Genomic DNA, 12157 nt, shown 5'->3' with positions numbered 1-12157 from the left:
CATGAGCACGAGCAAACTGATCCGCGGCTACGAGGTCGTCATCGGCCTGGAAACGCACGCGCAACTGTCCACGCAATCGAAGATCTTCAGCGGGTCGTCCACCGCGTTCGGTGCGCAGCCGAACACGCAGGCCTCGCCGGTGGACCTGGCGCTGCCGGGCACGCTGCCCGTGATGAACAAGGGCGCGGTGGAGCGGGCCATCCGCTTCGGCCTGGCGGTGGGCGCCAAGGTGGCGAACCAGTCCATCTTCGCGCGCAAGAACTACTTCTACCCCGACCTGCCCAAGGGCTACCAGATCAGCCAGTACGAGACGCCGGTGGTGCAAGGCGGCACGATCGAGTTCTTCGTGGGGGGTGTGCATCACAAGGTGAGGCTCACCCGGGCGCACCTCGAAGAGGATGCAGGCAAGTCGCTGCACGAGGACTACGCCGGCCAGACCGGCATCGACCTGAACCGTGCGGGCACCCCGCTGCTGGAGATCGTGTCGGAGCCGGACATGCGCTCCAGTGCGGAGGCCGTCGAGTACGCCAAGACCCTGCACGAGCTGGTGAAGTGGATCGACATCTGCGACGGCAACATGCAGGAAGGCTCCTTCCGCTGCGACGCCAACGTGTCGGTGCGCAAGCCCGGCGAGCCCTTCGGCACGCGGCGCGAGATCAAGAACCTGAACAGCTTCAAGTTCCTGCAGCAGGCGATCGACTTCGAGATCCAGTGGCAGATCGACCTGGTCGAGGATGGCGGCAAGGTTCAGCAGGCCACCGTGCTGTTCAACCCCGACTCCGGCGAGACGCGGGCCATGCGCACCAAGGAAGATGCGCACGACTACCGCTACTTCCCCGACCCCGACCTGCCGCCGCTGATGATCCCGCAGCCATGGATCGAGGACGTGCGCGCCCACATGCCCGAGCTGCCCCGCGTGATGGCCGCCCGCTTCCAGAAGGATTACGGCCTGCCGGAATACGACGCGACCATGATGACCCAGAGCAAGGCCTTCGGCGCGTTCTTCGAGTCCACGGCCAAGGCGTGCGGCCAGCCGAAGCTGGCGGCGAACTGGCTGATGGGCGAAGTGTCGCGGCGCTTGAATGCCGAAGGTCGTGAGCTGGATGCGAGCCCGGTAAAGGCTGAGACCCTGGCCAAGCTGATCTCGCGCATCAGCGACGGCACTGTCACCAACAACGGCGCAAAGCAGGTCTTCGAAGCGCTGTGGACCGGTGAGGCTCAGGACGTCGACGCGGTCATCGAGGCCAAGGGCCTCAAGCCGATGAACGACACCGGAGAACTCGAGCGCATCCTCGACGAGGTGCTCGCCGCCAACGCCAAGTCGGTGGAGGAATTCCGCGCCGGCAAGGAGAAGGCCTTCAACGCCCTGGTCGGCCAGGCCATGAAGGCCACCAAGGGCAAGGCCAATCCGGCGCAGGTGAACGAGCTGCTGAAGAAGAAGCTCGGCTGATTCGACGGGTCTTGAACGGGGCGGCCGAGCCGCCCTGCTTCACTTGGCCTTCTTCGCCACGGCGGTCGAGGCCGCCCCCGAAGCCGCCGGCGCAGCGGGCAGCGCCCCGAGCGACCCCGCCGGCGCGCCGGCCCACAGCTTCTTCAGCCGCGCCAGCTCCGTGTCGTACAGCGCGTTGATGCGTCCGATCTCGGACTGCTGGTTCTGGATCAACGACCGCTGTGCGTCGGTGGCCGCATCATTCGCATCGAGCTGCTGCTTGAGCTTGAGCGGCATCTGCTTGCCGGCGTAGAACTCGGCCTCGTCCATCAGCGGCTTGCGGTCGGCCGCAAGGGCCGCGATGCGCTTCTCGGACAAGGCCACCGCGTTTCGCACGTCGTCCAGCGCCGCGGCGCGGGCCTTGTTGTGCGCTGCCTCATTGGGGAATCGCGTCATCAGGTTGCGATCGCGCCGGATGGTGTCCTGCTGCTGGGCCCGTTCGGCGGCGGCCTGGCGCTCGCGCTGCTCCTGCTCGGCACGTTCGTCGGCGGTGGGCGTGGGGGGCACGATCTGCCTGACCGATCCGTCCGCATTGAGCAAGCGCTGGTCGCGGGTGGCGCATTCGACGATGGGGCGGTCGGACGTGTGCTTCTTGCCCGTGGCGTCCACGCAGGTGTAGATGGGCGCCGCGGCGGCAGCCGAACCGGCGGCCAGCAGGCAGGCGGACAGGATCCACCCCGCGCCGAGGCCGACAACGTCCGACTTCTTCAAACCACAGCGCAGGACCAAGTCACACTCCGTAACGTTCGCGGTAGGCGGCCACGGCCGAGAAATGGGTTCTCAGCGCCGGGTCGTCGTTCGAGCGCAGATACTGCATGAGATCGGTCAGGTTGGCGATGCTCAGGACCGGAATGCCGTACTGGCTTTGAAAGTCTTCAACGGCAGACTTGTCCGAGAGGTTGTCATCGCGCCCGCCGCGCTCCATGCGGTCCATGGCAATCAGCACGGCCGCGGGCTCGGCACCGGCCGCACGGATCATCTCCACCGATTCGCGCTTGGAGGCGCCATCGGTGATGACGTCGTCGATGATGACCACCCGGCCCTTGAGCGGCGCGCCCACCATCAGCCCGCCTTCGCCATGGTCCTTGGCTTCCTTGCGGTTGTGGCAAAAAGGCACGCTGCGGCCCAGGCCCGCCAGGGCGATGCCGGTGCCGGCCGCCAGGGTGATGCCCTTGTAGGCCGGGCCGAAGAGCATGTCGAACTGCAGGCCCGAGGCCAGCAAGCGCCGCGCATAAAATTCCGACAGGCGCGCTAGCTTGGCGCCGTCGTCGAACAGGCCGGAATTGAAGAAATAGGGCGACAGCCGCCCGGCCTTGGTCTTGAACTCCCCGAACCTCAGCACGCCGGACTGGACGGAGAACGCCACGAAGTCACGGGCCAGGGTGTCGTTGGGGGGGGCTGCGCTCATTGAGGACATCGCCTGTGTTCCGTCTTGTGACTTTGAATTTGAACGGCATCCGCTCGGCGGTGAACAAGGGGTTCATCCCGTTCGCGGAGGGACTCTCGGCCGATTGTATGGGGGTGCAGGAGATCAAGGCCCAGCTCGCCGACATCGAGGGCCGCTTCGACACCGTGGCAGGCATGACCGGTCATTTCCATTGCGCCGAGAAGAAGGGGTATTCCGGCGTGGGCCTGTACAGCCGCAAGGCACCCACGCAGGTCATCACCGGCATCGGCAACGAGGAATTCGATGCCGAGGGCCGCTACATCGAAATGCGTTTCGACACGCCGCAGCGGAAGTTGAGCGTCATCAGCTGCTACTTTCCGAGCGGCAGCAGTGGAGAGCATCGCCAGCAGGCGAAGTTCCGCTTCCTGGCGCTGATGGCGCCCCACCTCATCCAGCTCAAGGCCGAGCGTGAATTCATTCTCGTGGGCGACGTGAACATCGCCCACAAGGAGATTGACCTCAAGAACTGGAAGAGCAACCAGAAGAACAGCGGCTTCCTGCCGGAGGAGCGGGCATGGATGACCCATGCCCTGGAGCAGATCGGCCTGGTGGACGTGTTCCGCACGCTGAATCCGCACCCGGAGCAATACACCTGGTGGAGCAACCGCGGCCAGGCCTGGGCGAAGAACGTGGGGTGGCGGCTGGACTACCACCTGGCGACGCCGATGATCGCGGCGACGGCGAAAAGCGAGCACATCTACCTGAAGGAACGCTTCTCGGACCATGCGCCGCTGGTGATCGACTACGACTTCACCTTGTAAGCCGGGCCAATCCCTTGGCCGGCCGGCCCACCCGGCAATCACCCTGATCGACGCCATCCGGCACGGGGCCGACACTCGGGCGAACACATCGTCGGAGCCGCCATGTCGCAAGAGAAGTTGATCACCTGCGTCGATGCACTGATCGCACAGGCCGGGAAGCGCCCCAACACCGTCTACATGCACCAGCCGACGGACCGGCAGTGGCGCACCTGGACCTGGGCCCAGACTCTGGACGAGGTGCGGCGCATGGCCGGCGCACTGGCCGCCAGGGGGTATCCGCCTGGCAGCCGCATCGCCATCATTTCCAAGAACTGCGCGCACTGGGTGATGGCGGACATGGCCATCCTCATGGCCGGGCACGTGAGCGTGCCGATGTACCAGAACCAGTCGGCCGAGGTCACGCGCTACGTGCTGGAGCACAGCAACGCAGTGCTGGTCTTCACCGGCAAGCTCGACGAACCCGAGCGGGTGGACGAGGCGCTGCCCGCGGGCCTGCCGCGCATCAGCTTCCCCTACCCGAAGCGCCTGGGCGGCGACGACTGGGACGCGGTGGTCAAGGCGAGCGAGCCGCTGCCGCTCACCAAGCTGCCCGCGCTCGATGACACCGCCAGCATCATGTACACCTCGGGCACCACGGGCAACCCCAAGGGCGTGGTGAACCGCTTCCGCCACATCGCCGCGGCCATTTCCACCGGCATGAAGCTGTTCGAGTTCAGCGACCGCGACCGCTACCTGTCCTACCTGCCGATGTCCCACGTCGCCGAGCGCGCGCTCGTGGAGATGGGCAGCATCTACACCGGCATGACGCTGTACTTCGTCGAGTCGCTGGACACTTTCGCGCAGGACTTGCAGGTCGCCCAGCCCACCGGCTTCTTCGCCGTGCCGCGGCTGTGGACGCGCTTCCAGATGGGCGTGCTGGGCAAGATGCCGCAGGAAAAGCTCGACCGGCTGCTCAGCATTCCCATCGTCTCGGGCCTCGTGAAGAAGAAGATCCGCAAGGCGCTGGGCCTGGCCAAGGCGCGCATGGTGGCCAGCGGCGCGGCGCCCATCTCGCCCACGCTGCTGGACTGGTATGCGCGGCTGGGCATCAACATCTGGGAGGTCTACGGCATGACCGAGACCTTCGGCCAGGGCACCACCACCGCCATGGGCGGCGCCCGCGCGGGCAGCGTGGGCAAGCCCTATGAAGGCGTGGAGATCAAGCTCGGCGACGGCGCGCTCAACGGCGGCGCGGCCGGCGAGGTGCTGGTGCGCACGCCCGCGCTGATGGACGGCTACTACCGCGAGCCGGAGAAAACCCGCGAGGTCATCACGGCCGACGGCTTCTACCGCAGCGGCGACCTGGGCGAGATCGCGCCCGATGGCGCCTTGCGCATCGTCGGGCGCGTGCGCGAGCAGTTCAAGACCGGCAAGGGCAAGTTCGTCTCGCCCGCGCCCATCGAGAGCCTGCTGATGGAGAACAACCTGCTGGAACAGGTCTGCGTGATGGGCAGCGGCCTGCCGCAGCCGGTGGCGGTGGCGGTGCTGTCGGACATCGGCAAGGCACAGCCGCGCGAGGCGGTGGAGATGGCCATGGTGCAGCTGGTGAAGACGGTCAACGCCCGGCTCGACTCGCACGAGAAGCTCGCCAAGCTGGTGCTGACGACCGACCCATGGACCATCGAGAACGGCATGCTCACGCCCACGCTCAAGCTCAAGCGCCAGCCGATGGAAGACCGTTACGCCGCGCTCGCCGAGAAGTGGGTGGAGGAGCCCACCCTCGTGCTGTGGCAAGGAGAAAGCGCGTCGCAAGCGGTGCCTAGAATGGCCGCATGACGCTTTCTCTCTCGCATGGCGGCCGATAACACCGCGCCGCCTTCACGCTTCGACCTCGCGGCGCTGCACCGGCTGACGGTCGCCGCGCTGGTGGGCTTCGCGTCCGGGCTGCCGCTGGCGCTGACCGGGCAGGCGATGCAGGCCTGGCTCACGTCCGAGGGCGTGAGCATCGCCACCATTGGGCTGTTGAGCATCGTCGGCCTGCCCTACACCTTCAAGTTCCTGTGGGCGCCGCTGATGGACCGCTTCGACCTGCCCTGGCTGGGCCGGCGCCGCGGCTGGATCGTCGCCACACAGCTCGTGCTGGCACTGCTGCTGTGGTGGATGTCGGGCACCTCGCCCAGCCACGCGACGCGCACCTTCGCGCTGCTCGCCACGCTCATCGCATTCGTGTCGGCATCGCAGGACGTGGTCGTCGACGCCTACCGCACCAACATGCACGCGCCCAATGAACGTGCGCTCGGCTCCTCGATGTACGTGATGGGCTACCGCATGGCGATGATCCTGTCCGGCGGCATCGCCTTCATCTGGGCCGACCCCGCGCAAGGCGGCGCCTGGACCTGGCCCGAGATCTACCGCTTCATGGGCTGGATGATGGTGGGCCTGGCCGCCGTCACCGTCGTCTTCCTGCCTCGGCTGCAGCATGCGCAGGCGCCCGGCAGCGTGGCGCGGCAGGACCTCATCGGCTTCTTCGCCGTGCTGGTGGCCGTGGGCATCGGCTTCAAGCTCAGCGAGGCGCTGGGCCCGCCGGCCGCCGACGCGATGCTCGCGCCCTTCTTCGCCAACTCGAGCATGGCAGCGCCCCTCAAGCAGAAGTGGGTGGACCTGCTGGCACTGATGCTGGGCCTGCTGTTCACCCTGCCGCTGGCGGCCTTCGCCGCGCGCTGGGCGCGCTTCGAGACCTTGCTGGGCGGGCTGCGCAGCTACTTCGCGCAAGAGGGCGCCTGGCCATTCCTCGCCTTCATCGTGCTCTTCAAGCTGGGCGATGCCTTCGCCGGCTCGCTGATGACGCCCTTCCTGCTGCAAGGCGTGGGCTTCGGCCTGGCCGAGGTGGGCGTGGTCAACAAGATCCTGGGCATCTGGCTGTCCATCGGCGGCGCGCTGATCGGTGGCGCGCTGATGCTGCGCCTGGGCCTGTGGCGCTCGCTGATGATCTTCGGCATCCTGCAGATGGTGAGCAACCTGGGCTTCTGGTGGCTGGCCGTGGCTGGCAAGGGCTTGATGTCGGGCCTCACGCTGCCGGCCTTCGACTGGGGCTTCGTCAAGCTCGCGCAGCCCACGCCGGTGGACGGCGGCCTGCTGCTGGTGATCGCCGCGGAGAACCTCTCCGGCGGCATGGGCACCGCTGCCTTCCTCGCCTTCCTGATGAGCCTGTGCAACCAGCGCTTCACCGCCACGCAGTACGCGCTGCTGTCGGCCTTCGCCTCGGTGGGCCGGGTGTGGGTGGGGCCGCTGGCGGGCGTGCTGGCCGAGTCCATCGGCTGGCCCACGTTCTTCATCATCTCCACCGTCCTGGCCGCGCCCGCGCTGGTCATGCTCTGGTGGATGCGGCACGCGGTACGCTCGCTGGAAGTTGACCCCGACGCCGTCCCGGCGGACGATTGAAATCCTCTTCTGGCAACATCATCTGGCGGCTGTTGGGCGCCGCACGCATTCCGAGGTTCCATGAGCTCCGATTCCGACTTCCAGACCGACTACGTTCCTTCCCCTTCCCTGCAGCCGCACGCCTTCGGCTGCCAGTGCGCGCTGCACTCGCGCCGCCGTTTCACCGCGCTCGTGGCGGGTGCCGGCCTCGGCGCCACCCTGCCCGCGGTAGCGCTGGCGGATGGCGTGGAAGTGGGCGAGCGCTCGCAGCTGAGCGGGCTGGTGTCGGCCGAGCAGCTGGAGAAGGCGGCGCAGCAGCAGTACCGCAAGATGCTGGCCGAGGCCTCGTCGCAGCGCGCGCTGGCGCCGGACTCGCATCCACAGGTGGTGCGGCTGCGCGCCATCGCGCAACGGCTCATCCCGCACATCATGTCGCCCAACCTGCATTCCACGCCGCGAGCAGCGGACTGGAACTGGGAGGTCAACCTCATCGGCAGCAAGCAGATCAACGCCTTCTGCATGCCGGGCGGAAAGATCGCCTTCTACTACGGCATCCTCGACCAGCTCAAGCTCACCGACGACGAGGTGGCCATGGTGATGGGCCACGAGATCGCGCATGCCTTGCGCGAGCATGCCCGCGAGCGCATGGGCAAGAGCGCGGTCACCAACAGCGCGATCGAGATCGGCGCGGCGCTGCTGGGCCTGGGCAACGGCGGGCGCTACCTGGCCGGCCTGGGCGGGCAGCTGCTGAGCCTGCGGTTCAGCCGGGGCGATGAATCGGAAGCGGACAAGGTCGGCCTCGACCTGGCCGCGCGCGCCGGCTACGACCCGCGCGCTGGCGTGACGCTGTGGGAGAAGATGGGCCAGGCCAGCAAGGGCGCGCCGCCGCAATGGCTGTCCACCCACCCGTCGGGTGCGACGCGGATCGAGGAGATCCAGGCCAGCCTGCCGCTGGTGCTGCCGGTGTACCAGAAGGCTCCAAAGCCGACCCGCCGGTTTGATGAATCGCTGAAGTAGCCCGGGTCACCAACCTGACGGGAGACGCCGGCGCAGGACCATGTCCCGGCCCTCGGTGGCAACGAAACCGCCGGTCTCCAGGTCCTTCATCAGCCGGCTCACCATCTCGCGCGAGCATCCGGCACGCGAGGCAATGCTCTTGTGCGTGAGCGAACCCTGGATGATCCGGGTGCCATCCGGGCGCTCCACGGCGAGCCCATTCAGCAAGCGGGTCACCCGGTCATAGACATTGAAGAAGGCAATCTCGCGTGCCGCCTTCGTGGCGGCACGCGCGCGGCCGATGACATGCGCCAACAGCTCGAACGCGAATTCCGGGTTGGCCGCGATGTGTTCGCGCAGCGTCTGCCGCGTCACTGCCACGCAGTGCGTGGGTTCGATCGCACGCACCGACGCGGATCGCGGCCCGCCGTCCAGGCTCATCTCGCCCACGACGAAATCGGCGGGACCGTAGTCGTTGTAGACGATCTCGCGACCGCTTTCCTGATCGTCCTTGGAAAAGGCCTGCACGCGGCCGGCCAGGATGATGAACAGGGTGTCGTCGCGGTCACCCTCCTGGATGAGCAGCATGCCCTTGCCGAAGCGGCGCGGCACGCCTCGGGCCGCGAGGGTGCGCCAGGCCGCGGGCAACGACGATTCGGCGATATCACCTGGGTGGTCCATGGCGCGCAGCGTGCGAACGGGCGCGTCCCCCTGGTCCGCGCAACCGCAAAAACTCTAGCACGAGCACGCCATGGGACCACCGCCGGGTGTCCTCCCTGGACACCGGATGCGCCGGTCACGCGGGGCATCCGTCGCATCGCTGCATCACCGCCGCCCGCGGCCCAGGCCTCACTGTGCCGTCGCGGGCTCGCGGTGATGCTCGACAGACATCGCCTTGATCACCGGCGTGATCGGCGGCAGCACCGCGATGCGGTTGAGCAGTTCGCGGATGCTGCCCGTCTGCGTCTTGGTGCGGATGCTGCAGATGTGGGAGCGCACGGTGGAGATGGCCACGCCCTGCTCCTTGGCCACCTCCTTGGGCTTGAGGCCCACGCACATGCGCTGGAGCACCAGGGCCTCGGCGCAGGTGAGGCCGTTGCTGCGGGCGTAGAAGTCCACCGTCAGCGAGTCGGCCGCGCTGCGCCGGCCCAGCACCAGCAGGGCCAGCGCTTCGCCGTCGGCGGCACCGTGCATCGGCACGACCGCCACAGGCAGCGAGCCGCACGCGTCGCTGGCGGTGAAGAGCTTGCGGCGCCCACGCACGGCATCGGCGATGGCCACGCTGAGCACGTGCTGGTCGGCGGGCGTGGTGGTGTGGACCCGTCCGCCCCCCAGGCGCAGCGGGCCGCCGGCCAGCATCTCGCGCAGGGCCAGTTGGTTGGCATAGCGCAGGCTGCCGTTGCCGTCCACGAGCACGACGCCGTAGTCGATCTCGTCGAGCACCCGCATGAGGATGGACACATCCATGCCCGCCGCGCCGCCATCGGCGCAAGGCACCCGGGCTGGGTTGTGGTCTTGGGTGATGAAGTCAAACATGCTTGCTTCCCTTCGCATTCACAACAAGTTCGGACTCGTTGAAAGCTTAGGTAAGCAAGTGTTTTTGAAGGGGTGAATCTGAACGGCGGGGTTGTGCGAAATTCACCTTCGGCGCGGCACCAGGGCCGGCCGCTCCCAGGCTACAGCGTCTTGTGGAGCCACTTCTGCAGGTCCACCACCTCCTGCGGGCACACCGAGTGCTGCATCGGGTACTCGTGCCACTCGACTTGGTAGCCCAGCGCCAGCAGCGCATCGCGCGAGGCAGTGGCGCGGTCGAAGCCCACCACCGGATCGCTGCGGCCGTGCGCGAGGAACAAGGGCACGTCGGCATTGGCGGCATGCCGCTCGGCAGCCAGCGTGGACGCCAGCGGCAGGTAGCCCGACATGCCGATGAGCCCGGCCAGCCGCTTCGGGTAGCGCAGCGCCGACAGGAGCGTCATCGCGCAGCCTTGCGAGAAACCGCCCAGCACGATGCGGCCGGCCGGCACGCCTCGCTCCTGCTCGCGGTCCAGCAGGGCATGCACCTCGGCCATCGAGCGGCGAAGGCCGGCATCGTCTTCGCCCGAAGCGCCGTCGAACCCGAAGATGTCGTACCAGGCCCGCATCGCGTAGCCGTTGTTGATGGTGACCGGCATCACCGGCGCCCGCGGGAAGATCCACCGCACCGGCCCGCCCGGCACTTCCAGCTCGTCGGCGAAGGACAGGAAGTCCGTGCCGTCGGCGCCCAGGCCGTGCAGGATGATGACCGAGGTGGAAACGGGTCCGGCGGGACCGACTTCGATGGTTTGGAGCGACATGGCATGAATCATCGCACGGGCCCATCGGCCTCCATCGCGTGGTGATGGCTCAGGAACAGCTCGCCGCCGAACCATTGCCGCCACTGGCCGGCTTTCAGGCCGTCCAGCACGGGGCCCTTCACCTCGCTCAGGTCCAGCCGGATGCCGCGGCCGGCCAGCATGTCGTGCAGCGCACGCAGCGCCGCCAGCCCGCTCAGGTCGATGTGATTCACCGGCGACATCTGCAGCACCACGCGGCGCGTGTCGGGGTAGCGCACCAGCTGCTGGGCCACCACGTCGCTCAGCTGCCGGGCGTTGGTGAACAGCAGGCTTTCGTCGATGCGCAACGCCATCACGCCCGGCGTGAGTTCGACCTCGTAGCGCTCGGCGTTGCGGTAGTGCTCGGTACCAGGCACGCGGCCGATGAGCGCCACGTGCGGCCGGGCCGTGCGCTGCAGCAGCAGCCCGATGGACGCCGCCACGCCCACGCCCAGCGCCCAGGTGACGCCCATGACCACCGTGAGCACGGCCACCAGCGTCATCAGCACGCATTCGGCGCGGTCGTAGCGCCAGGCCTCGCGAAAGGGCTGGAGGTCGAACACCGCCACCGAGGCGACGAGGATCGTGGCCGCCAGCACCGCGATGGGCAGCAGGGCCAGCGGCCGGCCGATGAGCAGCACGGCCAGGCCCATGAACACCGCCGTGAAGACACCGGCCATGCGCGTGCGGCTGCCGGCGTCCAGCGCCATCACGCTGCGGGTGAAGCTGCCGGCCACCGGCATGCCGGCGGTGGCGGCGGCCGCGAGGTTGGCGGCCGCCAGGCCGGCCAGTTCGCGGCGCGGGTCGATGCGGGTGCCTTCCTTGCGGGCCATCGATTCGGCCACCACCAGGCTGCTGACGAACGCCACCAGCGCGATCGGCGCGGCGCTGGGCAGCAGCTCGCGCCACAGGGCCAGGTCGAAGGACATGGCATGCAGCCGCCATTCGAGCGCGGGCAAGGCGCCCACCAGCACCACGCCGCGTTCGCCGGACCGAGTGATCGCCTCGACCGCGATGGCCGTCGCCAGCACCACCAGCGGGGACAACCGCGCCAGCAGCACCGCCCGGCCGCGCGGCATCATGCGTGACAGCCAGTCCGCCGCCCGCTTGCGCAGCACCCACAGGGCCACGATGGCGACCACGCCGAACAGCGCCGTCAGCGGCCACCAGGGCAGTGGGGTCTCGCGCCACGAGGCCAGCAGCTGCGGCAGGCTGGACCCGCGCGCGCCGGAGCCAAGCAGCGCCGGCAGCTGGCTGAGTGCGATGGCCACCGCGCCGCCGGTCTCGAAGCCCTGCAGCACCGGCACGCTCAGCAGCGCCGCCAGCGCATGCAGCCGCCACCAGGCGGCCAAGGCCAGCAGCACACCCACCTCGACGGCCAGCACCAGGGCAACGGCGTGCGGCGGCACGCCTGGCGGCGCATGGGCCACCGCCTGGGAAATCATCAGGGAGAGCAGCGCGACCGGCCCCACGCCGATCACCGGGCTGGAACCCAGGGCGGCATAGGCCAGCAGCGGCAGCAGGCTGGCGTACAGCCCGGCCTCAGGCGGCAGCCCGGCCAGGAGCGCGTAGCCCAGGCTCTGCGGGATGAGCAGCACGCTCACCACCAGCGCGGCCACCAGGTCGTCGCGCAGTGCGCCCTGCGCATACGCGCGCCAGCGGGCCGGATCAAACGTCGTCAAGTGCGGCATCGTCCTCATGATTGTCGACGGCT

11 protein-coding genes are annotated in these 12157 nt (G+C 68.3%); 5 read left to right on the top strand and 6 right to left on the bottom strand.

The features are described 5' to 3' along the window. Window position 1: 1 nt before the first annotated feature. Window positions 2-1450, top strand: a complete 1449-nt coding sequence (gatB, locus tag DZC73_RS14435; RefSeq protein ID WP_124541006.1) for an Asp-tRNA(Asn)/Glu-tRNA(Gln) amidotransferase subunit GatB — start codon at window positions 2-4, stop codon at window positions 1448-1450. A 39-nt stretch (window positions 1451-1489) separates the two neighbouring features. Here gatB and DZC73_RS14430 read toward each other — a convergent pair whose 3' ends face one another. Next, complete coding sequence (locus tag DZC73_RS14430; RefSeq protein ID WP_235835125.1) at window positions 1490-2218, bottom strand: DUF4124 domain-containing protein; 729 nt, start codon at window positions 2216-2218, stop codon at window positions 1490-1492. A 1-nt stretch (window position 2219) separates the two neighbouring features. Then, the gene (gene pyrE, locus DZC73_RS14425; protein ID WP_407924102.1) at window positions 2220-2897 is read right to left on the bottom strand and encodes an orotate phosphoribosyltransferase; all 678 of its coding nucleotides are present in this window, start codon (window positions 2895-2897) and stop codon (window positions 2220-2222) included. Between the two features lie 14 nt (window positions 2898-2911). Between pyrE and DZC73_RS14420 the strand changes: the two genes are divergently transcribed. The 4 genes from DZC73_RS14420 (at window position 2912) to DZC73_RS14405 (ending at window position 8113) form a co-directional block, all read left to right on the top strand. After that, complete coding sequence (locus DZC73_RS14420) at window positions 2912-3697, top strand: exodeoxyribonuclease III (RefSeq protein WP_124541004.1); 786 nt, start codon at window positions 2912-2914, stop codon at window positions 3695-3697. 102 nt (window positions 3698-3799) lie between these two features. Next, the gene (locus DZC73_RS14415; protein ID WP_124541003.1) at window positions 3800-5512 is read left to right on the top strand and encodes an AMP-binding protein; all 1713 of its coding nucleotides are present in this window, start codon (window positions 3800-3802) and stop codon (window positions 5510-5512) included. A gap of 15 nt (window positions 5513-5527) precedes the next feature. Continuing rightward, window positions 5528-7117, top strand: coding sequence for an AmpG family muropeptide MFS transporter (locus tag DZC73_RS14410; RefSeq protein ID WP_124541002.1), 1590 nt, complete (start codon window positions 5528-5530; stop codon window positions 7115-7117). 60 nt (window positions 7118-7177) lie between these two features. Next, window positions 7178-8113, top strand: coding sequence for a M48 family metallopeptidase (locus tag DZC73_RS14405; protein WP_124541001.1), 936 nt, complete (start codon window positions 7178-7180; stop codon window positions 8111-8113). Window positions 8114-8119: 6 nt separating this feature from the next. Here DZC73_RS14405 and DZC73_RS14400 read toward each other — a convergent pair whose 3' ends face one another. The 4 genes from DZC73_RS14400 to DZC73_RS14385 all read right to left on the bottom strand — a co-directional run bounded on the left by DZC73_RS14400 (window position 8120) and on the right by DZC73_RS14385 (window position 12125). Next, window positions 8120-8773, bottom strand: a complete 654-nt coding sequence (locus tag DZC73_RS14400; protein ID WP_124541000.1) for a Crp/Fnr family transcriptional regulator — start codon at window positions 8771-8773, stop codon at window positions 8120-8122. A gap of 168 nt (window positions 8774-8941) precedes the next feature. Further along, the gene (locus tag DZC73_RS14395) at window positions 8942-9628 is read right to left on the bottom strand and encodes a helix-turn-helix transcriptional regulator (protein WP_124540999.1); all 687 of its coding nucleotides are present in this window, start codon (window positions 9626-9628) and stop codon (window positions 8942-8944) included. A gap of 140 nt (window positions 9629-9768) precedes the next feature. After that, the gene (locus DZC73_RS14390; RefSeq protein WP_124540998.1) at window positions 9769-10425 is read right to left on the bottom strand and encodes an alpha/beta hydrolase; all 657 of its coding nucleotides are present in this window, start codon (window positions 10423-10425) and stop codon (window positions 9769-9771) included. An 8-nt stretch (window positions 10426-10433) separates the two neighbouring features. Further along, window positions 10434-12125 carry a SulP family inorganic anion transporter gene (locus DZC73_RS14385; protein ID WP_161974593.1) on the bottom strand — a complete coding sequence of 564 codons (1692 nt, stop codon included), beginning with the start codon at window positions 12123-12125 and terminating at the stop codon, window positions 10434-10436. Between the last annotated feature and the right edge of the window lie 32 nt (window positions 12126-12157).

Origin of the sequence: Rhizobacter terrae (assembly GCF_003852895.1) — a bacterium.
In the GTDB taxonomy this organism is placed as follows: Bacteria; Pseudomonadota; Gammaproteobacteria; order Burkholderiales; family Burkholderiaceae_C; genus Albitalea; species Albitalea terrae.
Note: the sequence above shows the minus strand (reverse complement) of the source record. Positions and strands in the feature narration are given on the sequence as shown.

Bases quoted from the DNA above. Each gene is read 5' to 3' on its own strand.
- gatB (WP_124541006.1), top strand. From the start codon at position 2: ATGAGCACGAGCAAACTGATCCGCGGCTACGAGGTCGTCATCGGCCTG.
- pyrE (WP_407924102.1), bottom strand. From the start codon at position 2,897: ATGAGCGCAGCCCCCCCCAACGACACCCTGGCCCGTGACTTCGTGGCG.
- DZC73_RS14415 (WP_124541003.1), top strand. From the start codon at position 3,800: ATGTCGCAAGAGAAGTTGATCACCTGCGTCGATGCACTGATCGCACAG.
- DZC73_RS14410 (WP_124541002.1), top strand. From the start codon at position 5,528: ATGGCGGCCGATAACACCGCGCCGCCTTCACGCTTCGACCTCGCGGCG.
- DZC73_RS14405 (WP_124541001.1), top strand. From the start codon at position 7,178: ATGAGCTCCGATTCCGACTTCCAGACCGACTACGTTCCTTCCCCTTCC.
- DZC73_RS14400 (WP_124541000.1), bottom strand. From the start codon at position 8,773: ATGGACCACCCAGGTGATATCGCCGAATCGTCGTTGCCCGCGGCCTGG.
- DZC73_RS14395 (WP_124540999.1), bottom strand. From the start codon at position 9,628: ATGTTTGACTTCATCACCCAAGACCACAACCCAGCCCGGGTGCCTTGC.
- DZC73_RS14390 (WP_124540998.1), bottom strand. From the start codon at position 10,425: ATGTCGCTCCAAACCATCGAAGTCGGTCCCGCCGGACCCGTTTCCACC.